Genomic DNA, 17,521 nt, shown 5'->3' with positions numbered 1-17,521 from the left:
ATTATCTTGAATCAGAACCCGCATTTACGCGCTTCCAAAACAGCAGTTCTGTTACTGAACTTGGGAACGCCATCGGCACCAACATCTAAAGCGGTGCGCGCCTATTTAAAAGAATTGCTGTCTGATCCCCGCGTGGTAGAAATTCCGCGCATCATTTGGTGGTGTATTTTGAACGGCATTATTTTGCCGATTCGTAGTAGTGCGTCTGCCAAAAAATATGCTTCTATTTGGTTGCCTAAATTGGGTTCCCCTTTAATGCATTACTCTCGTCTTCAAGCGAAAGAGCTTAGCGATCAATTTGCGAATGCGGGTCACACGGTTTTGGTGGATTTGGCGATGCGTTATGGGCAGCCTTCAACCCAGGTCGTCCTTCAGGACCTTAAGGCGCAAGGTATGGAGCGTTTATTGCTACTACCTTTGTATCCCCAGTATTCCGCTACCACTACAGCATCCAGCTTTGATGAAGTCTTCCACGTATTAAGTGCTTGGCGAGATCAACCTGAGTTGCGATTGGTAAAGCACTATCACGACAATCCTGCTTATATTTCTGCGTTACGTGATCAAGTCTTAACTAGTTGGGATAAAGAGGAGCGCCCTGATTTTGCCAAGGGCGATCGCTTAGTAATGTCATTTCACGGTCTGCCTAAGTGCAATCTGATGAAGGGTGATCCTTATCATTGTGAGTGTTTGAAAACTGGTCGCCTACTCGGAGAATCATTGGGTTTGGAGATTGGTCAATATATCGTGACCTTCCAATCACGCTTTGGTAAGGCGGAGTGGTTAAAGCCTTATACAGTCCCAACAATTGAAAAGCTGGCTAAAGAGGGTTGTCAGCGCGTCGATATTTTTTGCCCAGGATTCCCGGCGGACTGTTTAGAAACGCTTGAAGAAATTGCCATGGAAACCCGCGAAATATTCTTGGAGCATGGTGGCAAAGACTATCGCTATATCCCTTGTTTGAACAGCAACCCAAAGTGGATTGAGGCTTTAGGGGATATCGCTCACCAGCATTTGCAAGGCTGGCCTCTAGGGGTGGAGTCTGATAGTGAATTAGCTCAGCGCAATGAAAGAGCCGAATTAGCCGAAAAATCCAAGGCTTGAAATAGCGTTAATTGACCCCATATTGCAAAGTAATAGTCATTTTTTTATAGAAAAGTAAAATAGCACCCATGACACAAGAAAATCAAAACCCATCCCCAGAACAAGAAAATTCTGCCGCCGATCCAGTTGCAAGTGAAGCAGCGTCGGCCGAGCCGGTTACGAAAACTCCAGAGCAAGAGATCGCCGAATTGAATCAAAAAATTGGCGAGCTGCAGGATAATTTCTTGCGTGCTAAAGCTGAGGGGGAAAACATTCGCCGCCGTGCTGTGGAAGATATTGCTAAGGCGCACAAGTTTGCGATTGAAAGTTTTGCGGAGCATTTGGTGCCGGTGACTGATAGCCTCTATGCGGCATTGAGTACCGATGCTGGCGATGCCAAGGCTTTTAAAGAAGGTCTGGAGATTACCCTCAAGCAATTGCTCTCCGCTTTTGAAAAGGGTCTCATGACAGAAATTAATCCTACGATTGGGGATAAATTTGACCCGTATCACCATCAGGCCATCGCCTCAGTGCCTTCCGCACAAGAGTCAAATACCGTGGTTTCAGTTCTACAGCGAGGTTATACGGTCGCTGATCGCGTCCTCAGACCTGCTTTAGTGACGGTTAGCGCCCCAAAATAAGCTAGACAGTGGGGTAAACCGCCCAAAAAGACATAAAAAAGGCAGATTTCTGCCTTTTTTGCTATTTCTCCTCTTGAAATTCCTTTTTTAGACTCCATCTACTGGGTATCGAAATATTCATTAGTACAACAAACAATTTCATTTTTTGGAGCAATTATGGGAAAGATTATCGGTATCGACTTAGGAACCACCAATTCATGCGTTTCAGTCGTTGAAAACAATGCACCTAAAGTTGTTGAGAACGCAGAAGGCGCTCGCACAACCCCATCCATCATCGCTTACGTTGAGGATGGCGAAGTATTGGTTGGTGCGCCCGCAAAGCGTCAGTCAGTAACCAATCCTAAAAACACTATCTACGCAGTGAAGCGCTTGATGGGTCGTAAATTTACTGATCCTGAGGTGCAAAAAGATATTGGCTTAATGCCATACGCAATTATTCAAGCAGATAATGGTGATGCTTGGGTTGAGGCATGTGACAAGAAAATGGCGCCACAACAAGTGTCCGCTGAAATCTTGCGCAAGATGAAGAAAACCGCTGAAGACTATCTTAGTGAAGAAGTGACAGAAGCGGTGATTACGGTTCCTGCATACTTCAATGACAGTCAACGTCAAGCCACTAAAGATGCCGGTCGTATCGCTGGTTTAGATGTAAAGCGCATCATTAACGAGCCAACTGCGGCAGCCTTGGCATTTGGCCTGGACAAGCAAGACAAAGTGGATCGTAAGATCGCTGTGTATGACTTGGGTGGCGGTACATTTGACGTGTCCATTATTGAGATTGCCAACGTTGACGGTGAGAAGCAATTTGAAGTGCTCTCTACTAACGGCGATACCTTCTTGGGTGGTGAAGACTTCGATCAACGCATCATTGACTGGATCATTGCCGAGTTCAAGAAAGAGCAAGGCGTTGATTTGAGCAAAGACGTATTGGCATTGCAACGTTTGAAAGACGCTGCTGAAAAAGCTAAGATCGAATTGTCATCCGCACAACAAACTGAAATCAATTTGCCATATGTGACAGCCGATGCTAGTGGTCCTAAGCATTTGAATTTGAAATTGACCCGCGCCAAGTTGGAGTCTTTAGTGGAAGAGTTGATCAATCGTACGGCTGGTCCTTGCTTAACCGCGATTAAAGATGCTGGCGTAAACGTAGCTGATATTGACGACGTAATTTTGGTTGGCGGTCAAACTCGTATGCCTGCGGTTCAAGACAAGGTAAAAGAAATCTTTGGTAAAGAGCCACGTAAAGACGTTAACCCGGACGAAGCAGTTGCCGTTGGTGCTGCAATTCAAGGTTCCGTGTTATCCGGCGATCGTAAAGACGTATTGCTCTTGGACGTTACCCCATTGTCATTGGGTATCGAGACTCTTGGTGGCGTAATGACCAAGATGATTCCCAAGAACACTACCATTCCGACTAAGCATTCACAGGTTTACTCCACTGCCGAAGACAACCAGCCTGCTGTAACTATTAAGTGCTTCCAGGGTGAACGTGAGATGGCTGCTGCGAACAAGCTGCTCGGTGAATTCAATCTTGAAGGTATTGCTCCAGCACAACGCGGTATGCCACAAATTGAAGTGACCTTTGATATCGATGCCAATGGTATTTTGCATGTAACAGCAAAAGACAAAACTACTGGCAAAGAGAACAAGATCACCATTAAGGCGAACTCTGGCTTGACCGAAGAAGAAATTCAACGCATGGTTAAAGATGCTGAAGCCAATGCCGCTGAAGATAAGAAGGCTTTGGAGTTGGTTACTGCGCGCAATACTGCAGATGCCTTGGCTCACTCAACCAAGAAAGCTTTGGAAGAGCATGGCGCTAGCTTAGAAGCTTCCGAAAACGAAGCCATTGAAGCAGCTCTCAAGGACTTAGACGAAGCGATCAAAGGTAGCGATAAAGAAGCCATTGATGCCAAGACCGAAGCTTTGGGTAAAGTAAGTCAGAAGTTGGGCGAAAAAGTCATGGCTGCTGAACAAGCTAAAGCTGGTGGGGCCGCTGCTGGTGTCGCTCCTGGCGTAGCACCTGACGCTGATGTGCTTGATGCTGACTTTAAAGAGGTTGATGACAAGAAGTAATTCTGAAATTAGACATTCATTAACGTAGTTTTGATGTACTTAAATAACAAGTCGGCCTCGTGCCGACTTGTGTCATTCAGGTTGTTGAGAGGAATAGGCCGTGCCTAAAAGTAAACGCGATTTTTATGAAGTGCTTGGTGTGGCAAAAGGTGCCAGCGATGAAGAGCTCAAAAAAGCTTATCGTAAGTTGGCAATGAAGCATCACCCAGATCGCAACCCCGATAGCAAAACATCCGAAGCCCAATTTAAAGAGGTTAAGGAAGCCTACGAAACCTTAACTGACCCTAATAAGCGCGCTGCTTATGATCAATATGGTCATGCGGGGGTCGATCCATCTATGGGTGGCGGCTTTGGCGGGGGTGGTTTTGGAGGCGGTGGATTTGCTGATGCCTTTGGCGACATCTTCGGTGATATTTTCGGTCAAGGTGGCGGTCGTCAATCTGGTCCACAGGTTTATAAGGGCGCAGACTTGCGCTACAACATGGACATTACGCTCGAGCAGGCTGCCGAAGGGTATACGACCCAAATTCGTGTGCCTAGCTGGAGCAATTGCAAACCTTGTCATGGCACTGGTGCGGAGCCGGGAACTAAAGCGGAAACATGTACTACTTGTGGCGGTCATGGTCAGGTGCGTGTACAGCAAGGTTTCTTCTCCATGCAACAAACTTGCCCCAAGTGTCGTGGCACTGGCGAGTACATTCTGAAGCCTTGCAAAACTTGTCATGGCAGTGGAAAACATAAAGAGCAGAAGACACTGGAAATCAAAATCCCCGCAGGCATTGATGATGGCATGCGCGTGCGCTCTGTTGGCAATGGCGAACCAGGTATGAATGGTGGTCCAGCCGGCGATCTTTATGTAGAGGTGCGCGTCAAGCCACACACAGTTTTTGAACGTGATGGCAGCGATTTACATGTGCAGATGCCGATCTCGTTTGCAACTGCGACTATCGGCGGTGAAATCGAGGTGCCAACTCTTTCTGGGCGCGTGGAGTTTCCGATTCCAGAGGGAACGCAGACGGGCAAAACATTCCGTTTGCGCAATAAAGGAATTAAAGGCTTGCGCTCAACTTTGGTGGGTGATCTCTTCGTGCATGTTCTGGTTGAGACCCCAGTGAAATTGACTGACGAGCAGAAGAAATTACTGCAGAAGTTTGACGATAGCCTCAAATCTGGTGGCGACAAACATAGCCCTCAGCAAAAGGGTTGGTTTGACGGTGTGAAGAGCTTCTTTAGTTAAAAACGGATTGTGGCTTGCGGGCGATTAGCCTGCAAAGCCATGCTCAGGTCCGGGAAATTTCCCGGACTTCACTTCTCGTACATAAGCCTTAATTGCGGCTTCCACAGACTGGTGGCCATCCATAAAGTTTTTGACAAACTTGGGTGGCTTGCCTGGGCTTATGCCCAACATATCTTGCAGCACCAATACTTGACCAGAGCAATCTGGACCAGCGCCAATACCAATCGTTGGGATAGGTAGTTCGGCAGTAATTCTTTCGCCTAGTGATGAAGGGATGGCTTCCAGCAAAAGCATTTGAGCGCCAGCTTCCTGACAAGCAAGTGCTTGTTCAAGCATGATGCTTGCAGCATCTTTGGATTTGCCTTGAACCTTGTATCCACCTAAGACGTGCACGGATTGTGGCAATAAGCCTAGGTGCGCGCAGACAGGAACACTGCGCTCCACTAAATGACGAATGACTTCGACTTGCCATTCGCCACCACCTTCCAGTTTGACCATATCTGAGCCCGCGCGCATCAAAGTTGCCGCTGAATCTAACGCTTGTATTGGATCACCATAACTGGCAAATGGAAGGTCGGCGATCACAAAGGCATGGGTGTTGGCGCGCGCTACGCACTCGGTGTGATAAGCCACTTGTTCCACGGTAACGGGTATTGTGCTCGAATGACATTGAATCACATTGCCGAGCGAGTCACCAATCAGAATCGTTTCCACTCCGCAGCGATTGAGAAGGGCGGACATGGTTGAGTCATATGCTGTGAGCATAGAAATTTTTTCACCCTCAGCATGCATTGCGAGGAGCTTGGTGATTGTGATTGGCTTATCGCCCTGTAAGTAACTCATGGCGAGAGTTTAATGAATTAATGGGCCGATTGGCTATAAACATCTTTGTCCCCGCAATTGCAGTTCCTGCAGGGAAGTTTTTCAATTCTTTGGTGAGCCACATTATGTAAATATGTCTTGAGTTCGCCCCAATTGGGCAGAAAGCTATCGGGAGCTATTTCAAGCAGGGGAAGCAGTACAAATGAGCGCTCAATGATTTTAGAGTGCGGGAGCATTCACTCTGTCTCGTTTTGGATAACTCCCTCAAAGGAGAGGATATCCAGATCGAAGGTACGCGGAGCATTGGTATAGTGCCGCTCGCGACCAAACTCTTGTTCAATGGTTTGGCAAACATGGAGAAGGCCATAGGGAGTTAGTTCGGTCTCGACTTCAATGACGGCATTGATGTAGTCGCCGCCAGTCGCCTCTACCGGAACGCTTTGGTAAAAGCAGCTTTTTTCCAGGATCTGCAGTTCAGAGGGCAAAGCCAAGCAAACAATGGCATCAGTAATGAGCTGACCCGTGTCGCCGATATTGCCGCCAAATCCGATAAAAGCTCGTGCCATACGATTCCAAACTAGAGGTGAAACTACTTTACTGAAATTTCTCTAAGTCTGCTTAGCTCGCCGCACCTTCTGAGGGCGCTGCTGATTTTGGTTTTCTGCGGCGCCGTCTTTTAGCTGGACTGGGAGTATTTCCGGTTTCGTTTTTAGCGCTAGCCATGAGCTCATCTTGTCCAGCAGGGTCTGCTGCAATGAATGCCGTCCACCATTGACCGATTGCTGGGTTTAACTCGCCAGTAGCGCAACGAAGCAGCATAAAGTCATAACCCGCCCTAAAGCGTGGGGATTCAATGAGGCGATAGGGGTAGCGTCCGACTCGTCTCTCAAAGCGTGGCTGCATAGACCAAATCTCGCGCATATCGCTTTCAAAACGCCGCTGAATAGTCATGCCGCTACTTTGGGTGGCAATCGTGTCATCCATCGCATCATGTAATGCGGGAATATTGGCCATACCTTTACTGGTGTTGGCTTTCCAGTTTTTTAATAAATCTGGCCAAAGTAAGGTGGCAAACAAAAAACCTGCTGAAACACTTTTGCCAGACTGAATGCGTTGATCGGTGTTGGCTAATGCAAGTTTTACAAACTCATTGGCATCTTTGGAATCTTTGCCTTCATCTAGGATGTGATCTAGGAGCGGCAGAAGGCCATGATGGAGTCCCGCTGATTTGAGTCCTTGAATCGCTCGCCAAGAGTAACCAGACATCAAGAGTTTGAGAATTTCGTCAAATAGTCTGGCCGATGGAACGTCATTTAATAGTTTGCCAAGCTGAGCGATCGGAGCTCGGGTAGCGTTATCTAATGCAAAGCCAGTTTTGGCAGCAAAGCGAACCGCTCTGAGCATGCGCACGGGATCTTCACGATAGCGTTTAGCAGGATCGCCAATCATGCGCAACGTTTTCTTTTGCATGTCAGCCATGCCGCCGTGATAGTCAAGCACGGTCTCTGAAGAAGGGTCGTAATACATCGCATTAATTGTGAAATCACGTCTCGCAGCATCTTCACCTTGTGATCCCCAGACGTTATCGCGTAGAATGCGGCCACTTTCCGCTACATGGTCTCCAGCGTTATCTAGCAGGGCTCTAAAGGTGGATACTTCAATAATTTCAGGGTGTCCTTTTCCAAAAAAGGTGACATGCACAATCTGAAAGCGGCGACCAATCAGACGCGCTTTATGAAACAATCTTTGTACATGATCTGGTGTGGCATTGGTTGCGACATCAAAATCTTTTGGACTAATACCCAGGGCAAGATCGCGAACCGCGCCGCCAACAATAAATGCCTCATAACCTGCTTGCTGCAAAGTGTGCGTTACTTTTATCGCGTTCTTAGAAAGTAAATGAGGGTCAATCCGATGCGCTTTTTTAGGAATGCGCTTTGGCGCGCCAGTGTTATTGGCGTGGGTGTGCTTGACCATGGGGTCACGCCGCAAAATGCGTTTGATAAATTTAGTGATCATGCAACCAATGCAAGAATGGGCCAGTTGCGCTGCTTAGCTTCATTGCGAAGGCGATCATCTGGATTGGTCGCGACAGGATGACTTACCTTTTCAAGTAAAGGTAAATCGTTCATCGAGTCAGAATAAAAGTAGCTATATGGCAAGTGATCCAATGACAATTTTTGGGATGCTAACCAGTCGTGTAGATTCTGGATCTTGCCCTCACGAAAATTCGGGATGCCTTTGACTTCACCAGTGTAGTTAGACAAGGGCTGATTATCTGTCGTGGCAGGCTCGGTCGCGATTAGATGCTCAATGCCAAAACGTTCAACGATCGGACGCGTCACAAAACTATTGGTGGCGGTGATTACGCAGCAGAGGTCGCCAGCATCTTGGTGACGTTTGATGAGATCCATCGCTTGCTGTCTTATTTGGCCGTTAATCACTTCTTCCATGAAGGCATCGTGCCAATCTTTTAGTTGAGCACGAGAGTGCTCAGAGAGCGGCTTTAGGGCAAAACGCAGAAACTCATGAATATCGAGTTTGCCTTCTTTGTAGTCTTGATAAAAACGTTCGTTTTGTCTTGCATAGTATTCGCTGTCAACAACGCCGATGCGAGCCAAAAATTGACCCCATTCATAGTCACTATCGCAGGGCAATAAGGTGTGGTCTAAATCGAAAAGGGCTACCTGGGTCACAAATGATTACTGAGTGAATTATTTAGGCTGCAAGAGCTCGCGTACAAGAGGCAAGGTTACAGCACGTTTAGTTTCCAAAGAATAGGCGTCTAAGGCATCAATCAAGGCCATTAAGCTGGGCATATCTCGATACAAGCGGCTTAGCAACCAAGGCAATACATCAGGTGATAAAACCAGCCCGCGTGCTTTGGCCGCCGCACCCAACGCCTGTATTTTCTCATCATCGTCCAAAAGCTGCGTCTGAAAGACCAAACCCCAGCCTAGACGGGTACGCAAGTCTTCGCGAAGCTTTAGATTCGCGGGGGCAGTCTTGCCAGCCATAAAAATATGTATCGCTTTACTGGCTTGTACTGTGTTCAGGATGCGAAACAAGGATCCCATGAGTCGATCATCTAATTGATCGACATCATCCACTGTGATGGCTGTGGGCGAGCTGCTTTGCGATATCGCGTTGATATTGTCTTCAAGTCGAACCCATGAAGCGGGTTCCGCTGGAGTCAGTGGAATGTGAGTGAGGCCATTCCGCTTAGCCGCGTTTCCAATGGCGTTAAGTAAATGAGTTCGTCCAGAGCCTTCAGGTCCCCACCAGTAAATCCAGCGTTGATTAAGTGGGTTGTCCGCGCCGGCAGAGGTGGGCTTATTCCAAGAGCGCTCAATAGTTTGTAAGACGGAAATTAACGCGAGGTCTTTTCCGGGGAGGTAGTTTTCTAAGCTAGCTTGAGGAGAGTGACTAATGTCTAGCGCAAATTGTTTTGGAAGCGGAGTGGTATTCATTGCTGCCAAATTTATTTTTGATACCAAGTGCTTTGCGTGTAGATAGACCAGCAATATTTCACTAAGACTGGACTGACGGCGCTAATAGGTAGAGCCAACAAGACGCCAAAGAAGCCAAATAACTTACCGAATAAAAGCAACGCAAATAAGACCGCTACAGGATGCAAGCCAATGCGCTCGCCAACCAGGCGAGGCGTTAGGAAGAAGCCCTCTAGGAATTGGCCAATGCCAAACAAAATGAGCGCCCCAATAATTTCAGTGCCTGGACCAAACTGAAGCAGTGCTGATAAGGTCGCAAGCGTGAGACCTAAGGTGATGCCGATGTATGGCATCACAATCATGAGCGCGGTGAAAACGCCCAGAGCAGCGGCACCTTTGACGCCAATAAGGCTTAATCCAGCGCTGTAGAAAACAGCCATGATGGAAATCACAATCAACATGCCGCGCAAATATTGAGAAAGATTGCGAAAGCAATCCATCGGTATGCATTGCTAAGTGGTGAACAGTTTCTTGTGCGCGTACAGGGACTATGCTTTTGACGAGCCCGAAAAAATGACTCCAGTCCATCAGCAAACAAAACATCACAAATACGATCAACACTGCATTCACAAAACGAGCGATGACCGAGCTTCCTGACATTAAAACGGTGTTGATGGTGGAGGACATTAAGCTGTTGGCATTGTCATTAATGTGTTCTGTGATTTTTTGGGTGGCGCTGGTTTTGAGGGTGTTCCAATCAAAATTGACGTGCAAATCACTCAGTTTTGGGCCTAACCAGGCTTGGGTATTGGCAATCCAATCAGGTAATTTGGCCTTAATGAGGGGAATTTCATATGTGAGCAGGCTGATCAGGATGAAGAAAATGAGGCAGAGTCCGATGAGCATGCTGAGGGCAGCAGCTAGCGCCCGAGGCAGTCGATGTCGCTCAAGCAACAGGCAAACAGGGCGTAAGGCATACGCCAGAATGAATGCGGTGAGAAAAGGGGTAAAAATTTCAGCCATCTTGCTTCAATCCTCTAGAATGCAATGATTCTACTGACGAAGTAGCACTTTTGACTAATATTCCGGCTCTGATATGACTTCATCTACTAATTCTTCCTCCAAAGGCCTTTCCTACCGTGACGCTGGCGTTGATATTGACGCTGGGGACGACCTGGTTGATCGTATTAAGTCGCTTGCCAAGAAAACCATGCGCGAAGGCGTTTTGGCGGGAATTGGTGGTTTTGGAGCCCTTTTTGAGGTGCCTAAGCGCTACAAAGAGCCGGTATTAGTTTCCGGTACGGATGGCGTAGGTACTAAGCTTAGGTTGGCTTTTGAGTGGAATCGCCATGAAACCATCGGCCAAGATTTGGTAGCGATGAGTGTGAATGACATTCTGGTACAAGGCGCTGAGCCCCTTTTCTTCTTGGATTACTTTGCTTGTGGCAAGTTGACTGTAGACACTGCCGCAACCGTAGTTGGCGGGATTGCTAAAGGTTGCGAATTATCTGGTTGCGCGCTGATTGGCGGCGAGACTGCGGAAATGCCAGGTATGTACCCTCCAGGCGAATATGATTTGGCTGGATTTGCAGTGGGCGCGGTTGAGAAATCCAAAATCATTACTGGTGCGACGATTGTTCCCGGTGATGTTGTATTAGCGATTGGCTCAAGTGGCGCGCACTCTAATGGTTACTCATTGGTGCGCAAAATTATTGAACGCGCTGGCTCAAAACCAAGCGATGACTTGGGCGGCCGTCCATTGGGCGATGTCGTTATGGCGCCAACTGAAATTTATGTAAAACCACTTTTAAAGTTGATTGCTGAAATCAACGTAAAAGGAATGGCGCATATCACTGGCAGCGGCTTGGTCGATAACGTTCCTCGCGTACTCCCAGAAAATACTCAAGCAGTTTTGCATCGCGATAGTTGGCAAATGCCAGAGCTCTTCCGTTGGTTGCAAATGAAGGGTGGCGTTGCTGATGCGGAGATGGTGCGTGTATTTAACTGTGGCATCGGCATGGTAGTCATTGTTTCACCTGATCAAGCTGATACCGCAATCAAGTCATTAACTGCGCAAGGCCTTAAGGCTTGGACTGTAGGCGAAGTCGTGGAGCGTCCAAAGGATGCGCCACAAACGATCGTTATCTAAAACGATCCATCTCAATTATTTTTTGAGAGTGTGCTTGCAGTAATCTAAAGCCGCCTTCAGCTCTTCGGGGTTGAAGGGGTCAAATGTTTTTCTTCCTTCAATTGCGCGCAGCCAGGTGAGTTGTCGCTTGCCAAGTTGTCTGGTCGCCGCCAATGCTTTGTAGCGCATTTGCTCGGCATCAATCTCACTGTTCAGAAATTCCCAGGCTTGGCGATAGCCGACAGAACGAATCGCGGGTAGATCCGCATGCAGACCATTATTAGCGCGTAGCGCTCTCACCTCTTCCATAAAACCAGCGGCAAGCATTTCATCAAAGCGCTTGTCTAAATTCAAATGTAACCGCTTACGATCGCTTGGCTCTAGTGACACTAAGTTAATCCAAGAGGGAATAGCTGAACCCTCTCTACCGTCTTCGCTTGGCGAGTCGGACAATAGTTTGGACATCGGCTTGCCAGTGATTTGAAAAACCTCCAAAGCACGTTGCACGCGTTGTGAGTCATTGGGCATTAAGCGGGCCGCGGTTTCAGGATCGACTTTGGCCAGTTTGTCATGCATCTCTGGCCAACCAATTGTCTTGCCTTCTTCATCCAATTGAGCGCGAATTTCTGGATTGGCTGGTGGTAGCGACGAAAGACCATGTGCCCAAGCGCGCCAATACAACATGGTGCCGCCAACCACTACAGGAACATTGCCTCGCTCACGAATTTCTACGCAGAGTCGTTTCGCGTCTTTCGCAAAACGAGCGGCTGAATACACTTCAGTGGGATCCATGATGTCAATCAGATGATGAATCACAGCCGCTTGCTCTGCTTTAGTTGGTTTAGCGCTGCCGATATCTAAGCCGCGATAGACCAATGCGGAGTCCATGCTGATGAGTTCAATTGTTAAGCCAATAGATTTCGCATGTTCTGCTAGAGACATAGCGAGATGGGTTTTGCCTGCGCCAGTGAGCCCAACAATACAAAGAATGGGGGCTTCATTTAGAGCATGCATAGGCTGAATGTAGGGTTCAGTTGGCATACCTAATTATAAGAGCCTGTTAATATCCGCAACAACCCATCAGTTAGAGAGCGAGTTTATGGATACCTTTTTGCAAATCAGTGATTTATTGCTGCATATTGATAAACATCTCGATATCGTCATTCAGCAATACGGCCCTTGGGCTTATGGTTTGTTATTTGCGATTGTTTTTGCTGAGACTGGCTTAGTGGTTGCGCCGTTCCTACCGGGTGATTCACTCTTGTTTGTCGCGGGTGCTTATTGCGCCACTGAGCATTTCAATATCTGGACTTTATGTATTGGCTTATTGATTGCCGCGGTTGCAGGCAATACGGTGAACCATTTTATTGGTCGCTGGATCGGCAAAAGAGTGTTCAGTACCCAGTCGCGCTGGATTGATCAGGGCGCCTTGTTGAAAACCCACGCCTTTTATGAAAAGCATGGCGGCAAGACTATCATCCTTGCACGCTTTTTGCCCATTATTCGTACCTTTGCGCCTTTCGTTGCTGGTGTATCGGAAATGAACTTCTCACGCTTTCAGTTATTCAACATTACGGGCGCCGCACTCTGGGTATTTGGTTTGGTCATTGCCGGATATTTCTTTGGCAATATTCCGGTAATACGTCAGAACCTGAATGTGATCGTTTTGGTGGGCGTTGGTGCCGCAGCTATTCCCGTCGCTTTCGCGGCGATCTATAAAATTTTTCAACGCAAGAAAAACTAAAACTGATTTTTCTTTAGTGCAGTTTAGTTTGGCTTTCGAGCGTAGCAATGTGCTCACGAATATCGCTTGCATCTTCAGCCACCGGAGGTTCGCTGAGATAGCGATGCATATCTTCCAGGGCTGGGCGCAAATACTCGAGCTGCGCAAAGATGAGTCCGCGATCGCGAATTTCTTCTATAGAGTCGTGCCGCAGAATAACTAAACGTTCCTGTCTGCCTAACAGGCGTTCCCAGCGTTCATGCTCCGAGTAAATCATTTTGAGGTTTCTGAGGAAGCGCGACAGCATTTCACGCGAACTGGATGCACGTAGGAAGATATTGAGTGGCAGACTCAGTTCGCCACGATAGCCTTTGGCATCCACGTAGGGATCGAGCATTTCTTGGAGCTGAGCCTTGGATAGGGATTCACCAGTCAATGGATCGATAATGACTGCACCCTGTTGTATGGAGATACGCATCATGAAGTGATTCGGAAATGAAACGCCTCGAATCTTTAAACCAATTTGATTGCCTAGCTCCATCATCAGAATAGCTAATCAGATGGGAATGCCTCTGCGATTTTCAAGTACGTAATGCAAGTACGAATTTTCAGGGACATAAAAATCATTGGGATTTGGACCAAAGCCCAATTCGGTATAAAAGAAATGCTTAAGTATTTGCAGGCGCTGAACTGGTGATGTGTCTGGCGTTACACGCAACTTTAATTTATTCCCCAGCTGATCCAACTTGTCTAATACGCCTTGTACATCTAAATCGGGATAGGCGTGTTGAGCGACAGCAATCGCAGCCTCGGTTAAGGGAAAGTGTTCGTCTTCAGCAACTATAATGAGGTGAAGTAGTCGAGTTGTTGTGTTGGCATAAAGGCTATTTTGCATGACGCAAGAATTTTTGCCAGCGAATTCCTACCAATCCCAGAGAGGCAAAGTAAACAATGGCGGCGATGCCTAGCCATGCAGCTAATAAACCAATGCGAGTCCAGGGATCAGATTGCAAGGCGATCCAATTGTGCGCACCCGCAGCATAGAAAAGCACCGTTCCGAATGGAATGAGGGCGAAAAGTAATTGGCCTAAGTACTTGGTCCAGGCAGAGCTAGGTAGCGCCCCGCGTCTATGCAGCCCTACCCAAAGCAATGTGGCATTAAGGCATGCGCCAGTTCCCACAGAGAGGGCAAGCCCCGCGTGACCAAGCCAGGGTACAAAAACTAAGTTAGCCAATTGGGTGGCCACTAAAACTAGCAAACCAATCTTGACTGGTGTGCGGATATCTTGGCGCGAGTAAAAGCCAGACGCCAAAATTTTCACCAGAATTAAACCAATCAAGCCAACTCCATAAGCTGCCAATGCGCGCTGTGTCATCAAGACATCAAGTGCGTTGAACTTTCCGTAGTGATACAACACTGCCGCTAAGGGTTCTCCAAAAATGAAGAGCGCCAGCGCGCAAGGTGCGGCCAGTAAAAATGTCAGCTGTAATCCCCAGATGAGTAATTCGCCAGCGTGAACTAAATCTTTTTTGGCGTTGGCTTTGCTGAGGCTTGGCAAAAGCACTGTGCCGAGAGCAACACCAAGCAAGGCCGTCGGAAACTCCATCAAGCGGTCTGCATACGATAGCCAAGACACGCTGCCCGCCTGCAAGCGTGAGGCAATATTGGTGTTGATGATGAGAGAGATTTGCGCGACAGACACAGCGAATACCGCGGGCCCCATTAAGCGTAAAACGCGTCTTGCATCTGGATTGGTGATGGCGCTCTTTATTGCGCCAGGCAAAAGACCAATGCGTGGCAAAAGACCAATGCGCGCAAGCGCTGGAATCTGAATTGCTAGCTGGAGAATGCCGCCCAATAAAACTCCAATGCTCAAGGCATAAATTGGCTGATCTAAATGGGGCGCCAAAAAGATAGCGCTGCCGATTAAGGCTAGATTGAGTAAAATGGGTGTGAAGGCAGGAATGGCGAAGCGGTGATAAGTATTCAGAATGCCCGCCGACAGCGAGACCATGGAAATCAGTCCAATGTAGGGGAACATGATGCGGGTCATGACAACGCTGACGTCGTAGGCTGGACCCCATTTAAAGCCTGTGGCAATGACAAAAATGAGCGGGGGTGCACCAATAACTCCCAACAATACCGTGAGCAGCAACGCCCAAAATAGCAGCGTAGAGACCGCATTAATCAGGATTTTGGCCTTGCTTTGGTCCTCATTTGTGTAAATTTCACCCAAAATGGGCACAAAAGCCTGAGAAAAAGCCCCTTCAGCAAATAGCCGACGTAGCAAATTGGACAGTCTAAAAGCCACATTAAAGGCGTCCGTCCACTCGGAAGCCCCGAAACTACGGGCTATCAGGGTCTCCCGGAGCAATCCCGTAATGCGGGACAGCATGGTCAGAGAGCTAACCTTGGCGGCGGCAGAAAGCAGATTCATGAGGCGATTTTCACCTATTTATCGGTCGGCTGGGCTTTTTTGCCCCTTTACGGTAAAATCTTGGCTTTTGGCGAGCTTGCTTATGAATCTAGCAAGTCCGCAAGATTTTTAACTAATCGCATTTGCAATTTATAGAGGCAAGGTTTAAAGATGGCCAATACAGCACAAGCGCGTAAGCGTGCACGCAAAGCAGTCAAACAAAACAAACATAACTCCAGTTTGCGTTCAAAGCTCCGCACTTCCATCAAGGCAGTTCGTAAAGCGATTGAAACTGGCGATAAAGCAGCTGCAGCGAAAGTATTTGCGGCAACTCAATCAACAATCGACAAGATTGCTGATAAAAAGATTGCTCACAAAAATACTGCGGCTCGCCAGAAGTCACGTTTGTCCGCAGCTATCAAGGCGATGGCAGCGTAATACAGTTGTAGTTTTAGGCTGGTCGAAGTAGTTTCGACCCAGGCTCGCTCCTCATCAGAGCGGGTTTTTGTTTTTAAGGCTGGGCTGGGGCGGTTGGGTTGAACTCATATGCCTCTTCGATCGGTAGACTATTGTCTTTGGCAAAGTTCATGACAAAGTCTAGCGCTCTAGGATCTAGATCCCCTAGCCTGGCATCGATAACAACGCATTTCACTTTTGCAATAAGCACAGGTCTGACATAGGGCGACTAAGTGAAGCGAGGTCCCCCGGAATCGCCGGGAGGGCGGAAAGTAGCCATCACTCCGTACAGACGCTCCGCCCAATCGCTGGGCCGAAATGGTTTGCCAGAAGTGGTAATGCCTTGAATGAAAAGGCTTTTTGTGGTTCAAGTTCGCGTAATGATGGTTGTAGACAATAGTATTACTAAGTCCTCTAGCTTAACAGCCTGAGTTGGCCGTAAGATGACTTTAGGAGCCATTTTCGTGCAGCCGAATGTTTGAAGAAAAAAATGCAAGCCAAAACTTTAGTAGAAAGCTCAACTATGACATCCTTGGCAAAGCCTCAAGCGCCCGGTCAGGTAAAGCACTACCTGCAGTTTTCCGACCTCACCCGTGAGGAATACGATTATTTATTGAAGCGTTCCGCATGGCTCAAAGCGAAGTTCAAGAGTTATGAAGCTTGGTATCCGCTCCATGACCGCACTTTGGCGATGATTTTTGAGAAGCACTCCACTCGTACGCGTCTGTCTTTCGAGGCGGGCATACACCAGCTTGGCGGTCATGCGGTATACCTGAACACTCGCGATACTCAATTGGGTCGTGGTGAGCCTGTGGAGGATGCTGCGCAGGTAATTTCGCGGATGACCGATATCATCATGATTCGCACCTTTGGCCAGGAGATTATTGAGCGCTTTGCATCTAACTCCCGTGTTCCGGTAATTAACGGCTTAACCAATGAATTTCATCCATGTCAGGTATTGGCGGATATTTTTACGTTCGTTGAGGCGCGTGGACCTATTCAGGGTAAGACAGTGGCTTGGGTTGGTGATGCCAACAATATGGCCTATACCTGGCTTCAGGCTGCCGAATCCTTGGATTTTCAATTGCGTTTTTCCGCGCCAGAAGGTTATCAATTCGATCCGGCGCGTTTAACGTCGAATGCAGCAAAGCATTTGACAATTTGCGATGATCCTAAAGAGACTTGTAAAGACGCTGACCTGGTGACTACCGACGTATGGACTAGCATGGGCTATGAAGCTGAAAACACCTCACGCATGAATGCATTCCAGGATTGGATGGTCGATGAAGAGTTGATGTCATTGGCTAAGCCTGCCGCTTTATTTATGCACTGTTTGCCAGCGCACCGCGGTGAAGAAGTTTCAGCGGGAGTTATTGATGGCCCGAAAAGCATTGTGTGGGAAGAGGCGGAAAATCGTTTGCATATTCAAAAAGCGCTGATGGAATATTTGCTCTGTGGCCGTTTGGACTAAGCGATCAACCGTAAGCAA

The 17,521-nt window shown here is 47.8% G+C and carries 16 protein-coding genes and 3 pseudogenes; 8 read left to right on the top strand and 11 right to left on the bottom strand.

Features of this window, described 5'->3' with window-relative positions:
* Nucleotides 1-6 precede the first annotated feature (6 nt).
* The 4 genes from hemH to dnaJ all read left to right on the top strand — a co-directional run bounded on the left by hemH (nt 7) and on the right by dnaJ (nt 5,037).
* Complete coding sequence (hemH, locus tag DXE35_RS07480) at nt 7-1,101, top strand: ferrochelatase (RefSeq protein ID WP_114690085.1); 1,095 nt, start codon at nt 7-9, stop codon at nt 1,099-1,101.
* A gap of 68 nt (nt 1,102-1,169) precedes the next feature.
* Nucleotides 1,170-1,721, top strand: a complete 552-nt coding sequence (grpE, locus tag DXE35_RS07475) for a nucleotide exchange factor GrpE (RefSeq protein WP_114690084.1) — start codon at nt 1,170-1,172, stop codon at nt 1,719-1,721.
* Between the two features lie 156 nt (nt 1,722-1,877).
* The gene (gene dnaK / locus DXE35_RS07470; protein ID WP_114690083.1) at nt 1,878-3,800 is read left to right on the top strand and encodes a molecular chaperone DnaK; all 1,923 of its coding nucleotides are present in this window, start codon (nt 1,878-1,880) and stop codon (nt 3,798-3,800) included.
* A gap of 100 nt (nt 3,801-3,900) precedes the next feature.
* Nucleotides 3,901-5,037, top strand: a complete 1,137-nt coding sequence (dnaJ, locus tag DXE35_RS07465; protein WP_114690082.1) for a molecular chaperone DnaJ — start codon at nt 3,901-3,903, stop codon at nt 5,035-5,037.
* A 24-nt stretch (nt 5,038-5,061) separates the two neighbouring features.
* On the opposite strand, the gene panB is transcribed toward dnaJ, so the two are convergent.
* The 7 genes and pseudogenes from panB to DXE35_RS11075 all read right to left on the bottom strand — a co-directional run.
* Nucleotides 5,062-5,880, bottom strand: coding sequence for a 3-methyl-2-oxobutanoate hydroxymethyltransferase (panB, locus tag DXE35_RS07460; RefSeq protein ID WP_114690081.1), 819 nt, complete (start codon nt 5,878-5,880; stop codon nt 5,062-5,064).
* Between the two features lie 215 nt (nt 5,881-6,095).
* Nucleotides 6,096-6,425, bottom strand: coding sequence for a 2-amino-4-hydroxy-6-hydroxymethyldihydropteridine diphosphokinase (gene folK / locus DXE35_RS09835; RefSeq protein WP_197714015.1), 330 nt, complete (start codon nt 6,423-6,425; stop codon nt 6,096-6,098).
* Between the two features lie 52 nt (nt 6,426-6,477).
* A complete protein-coding gene (gene pcnB / locus DXE35_RS07450; protein ID WP_114690080.1) occupies nt 6,478-7,878 on the bottom strand; it encodes a polynucleotide adenylyltransferase PcnB in 1,401 nt (466 codons plus the stop codon).
* The gene (locus tag DXE35_RS07445; RefSeq protein WP_114690079.1) at nt 7,875-8,555 is read right to left on the bottom strand and encodes a histidinol-phosphatase; all 681 of its coding nucleotides are present in this window, start codon (nt 8,553-8,555) and stop codon (nt 7,875-7,877) included. Before DXE35_RS07445 ends, pcnB begins: the two co-directional genes overlap by 4 nt.
* Nucleotides 8,556-8,573: 18 nt before the next feature.
* Nucleotides 8,574-9,329: a DnaA regulatory inactivator Hda gene (gene hda, locus DXE35_RS07440; protein WP_114690411.1), complete on the bottom strand. Its 756-nt coding sequence runs from the start codon at nt 9,327-9,329 to the stop codon at nt 8,574-8,576.
* A gap of 11 nt (nt 9,330-9,340) precedes the next feature.
* Complete coding sequence (locus tag DXE35_RS11080) at nt 9,341-9,808, bottom strand: AI-2E family transporter (protein ID WP_269459884.1); 468 nt, start codon at nt 9,806-9,808, stop codon at nt 9,341-9,343.
* A 61-nt stretch (nt 9,809-9,869) separates the two neighbouring features.
* Nucleotides 9,870-10,331, bottom strand: a pseudogene (locus tag DXE35_RS11075) (AI-2E family transporter); the annotation flags it as partial.
* A gap of 73 nt (nt 10,332-10,404) precedes the next feature.
* Between DXE35_RS11075 and purM the strand changes: the two are divergent.
* Nucleotides 10,405-11,457 (top strand): phosphoribosylformylglycinamidine cyclo-ligase, encoded by a 1,053-nt coding sequence (gene purM / locus DXE35_RS07430; RefSeq protein WP_114690078.1) that lies wholly within the window; start codon nt 10,405-10,407, stop codon nt 11,455-11,457.
* Nucleotides 11,458-11,472: 15 nt separating this feature from the next.
* Here the strand turns inward: purM and miaA are convergent, their stop codons facing one another.
* Nucleotides 11,473-12,477, bottom strand: coding sequence for a tRNA (adenosine(37)-N6)-dimethylallyltransferase MiaA (miaA, locus tag DXE35_RS07425; RefSeq protein ID WP_114690077.1), 1,005 nt, complete (start codon nt 12,475-12,477; stop codon nt 11,473-11,475).
* Nucleotides 12,478-12,535: 58 nt separating this feature from the next.
* On the opposite strand from miaA, the gene DXE35_RS07420 reads away from it, so the two are divergent.
* Entirely contained in the window at nt 12,536-13,180 is a 645-nt protein-coding gene (locus DXE35_RS07420; RefSeq protein ID WP_114690076.1) for a VTT domain-containing protein, read from the top strand.
* A 13-nt stretch (nt 13,181-13,193) separates the two neighbouring features.
* Here the strand turns inward: DXE35_RS07420 and DXE35_RS11455 are convergent.
* Together DXE35_RS11455 and murJ are read right to left on the bottom strand one after the other, a co-directional pair.
* A pseudogene (locus tag DXE35_RS11455) lies at nt 13,194-14,038 on the bottom strand (SirB1 family protein).
* A gap of 5 nt (nt 14,039-14,043) precedes the next feature.
* Nucleotides 14,044-15,597 carry a murein biosynthesis integral membrane protein MurJ gene (gene murJ / locus DXE35_RS07410; RefSeq protein WP_114690075.1) on the bottom strand — a complete coding sequence of 518 codons (1,554 nt, stop codon included), beginning with the start codon at nt 15,595-15,597 and terminating at the stop codon, nt 14,044-14,046.
* 150 nt (nt 15,598-15,747) lie between these two features.
* Here murJ and rpsT point away from each other — a divergent pair, with 150 nt between their 5' ends.
* A complete protein-coding gene (gene rpsT, locus DXE35_RS07405) occupies nt 15,748-16,014 on the top strand; it encodes a 30S ribosomal protein S20 (protein WP_114690074.1) in 267 nt (88 codons plus the stop codon).
* A 73-nt stretch (nt 16,015-16,087) separates the two neighbouring features.
* Here the strand turns inward: rpsT and DXE35_RS07400 are convergent.
* Nucleotides 16,088-16,381, bottom strand: a pseudogene (locus tag DXE35_RS07400) (DUF3579 domain-containing protein).
* 174 nt (nt 16,382-16,555) lie between these two features.
* Between DXE35_RS07400 and argF the strand changes: the two are divergent.
* Nucleotides 16,556-17,503, top strand: coding sequence for an ornithine carbamoyltransferase (gene argF / locus DXE35_RS07395; RefSeq protein ID WP_174220945.1), 948 nt, complete (start codon nt 16,556-16,558; stop codon nt 17,501-17,503).
* Nucleotides 17,504-17,521 lie beyond the last annotated feature (18 nt).

Source organism: Polynucleobacter necessarius, assembly GCF_900095215.1.
Lineage (GTDB): Bacteria > Pseudomonadota > Gammaproteobacteria > Burkholderiales > Burkholderiaceae > Polynucleobacter > Polynucleobacter necessarius_H.
The sequence above is the reverse complement of the archived record's forward strand: the minus strand, read 5'-3'. Positions and strand labels throughout refer to the sequence as shown.

Excerpts from the sequence above, each read along its gene's own strand:
- grpE (WP_114690084.1), top strand. The coding sequence starts at position 1,170 with ATGACACAAGAAAATCAAAACCCATCCCCAGAACAAGAAAATTCTGCC.
- dnaK (WP_114690083.1), top strand. The coding sequence starts at position 1,878 with ATGGGAAAGATTATCGGTATCGACTTAGGAACCACCAATTCATGCGTT.
- panB (WP_114690081.1), bottom strand. The coding sequence starts at position 5,880 with ATGAGTTACTTACAGGGCGATAAGCCAATCACAATCACCAAGCTCCTC.
- folK (WP_197714015.1), bottom strand. The coding sequence starts at position 6,425 with ATGGCACGAGCTTTTATCGGATTTGGCGGCAATATCGGCGACACGGGT.
- pcnB (WP_114690080.1), bottom strand. The coding sequence starts at position 7,878 with ATGATCACTAAATTTATCAAACGCATTTTGCGGCGTGACCCCATGGTC.
- hda (WP_114690411.1), bottom strand. The coding sequence starts at position 9,329 with ATGAATACCACTCCGCTTCCAAAACAATTTGCGCTAGACATTAGTCAC.
- DXE35_RS11080 (WP_269459884.1), bottom strand. The coding sequence starts at position 9,808 with ATGGATTGCTTTCGCAATCTTTCTCAATATTTGCGCGGCATGTTGATT.
- purM (WP_114690078.1), top strand. The coding sequence starts at position 10,405 with ATGACTTCATCTACTAATTCTTCCTCCAAAGGCCTTTCCTACCGTGAC.
- miaA (WP_114690077.1), bottom strand. The coding sequence starts at position 12,477 with ATGCCAACTGAACCCTACATTCAGCCTATGCATGCTCTAAATGAAGCC.
- DXE35_RS07420 (WP_114690076.1), top strand. The coding sequence starts at position 12,536 with ATGGATACCTTTTTGCAAATCAGTGATTTATTGCTGCATATTGATAAA.
- murJ (WP_114690075.1), bottom strand. The coding sequence starts at position 15,597 with ATGAATCTGCTTTCTGCCGCCGCCAAGGTTAGCTCTCTGACCATGCTG.
- rpsT (WP_114690074.1), top strand. The coding sequence starts at position 15,748 with ATGGCCAATACAGCACAAGCGCGTAAGCGTGCACGCAAAGCAGTCAAA.
- argF (WP_174220945.1), top strand. The coding sequence starts at position 16,556 with ATGACATCCTTGGCAAAGCCTCAAGCGCCCGGTCAGGTAAAGCACTAC.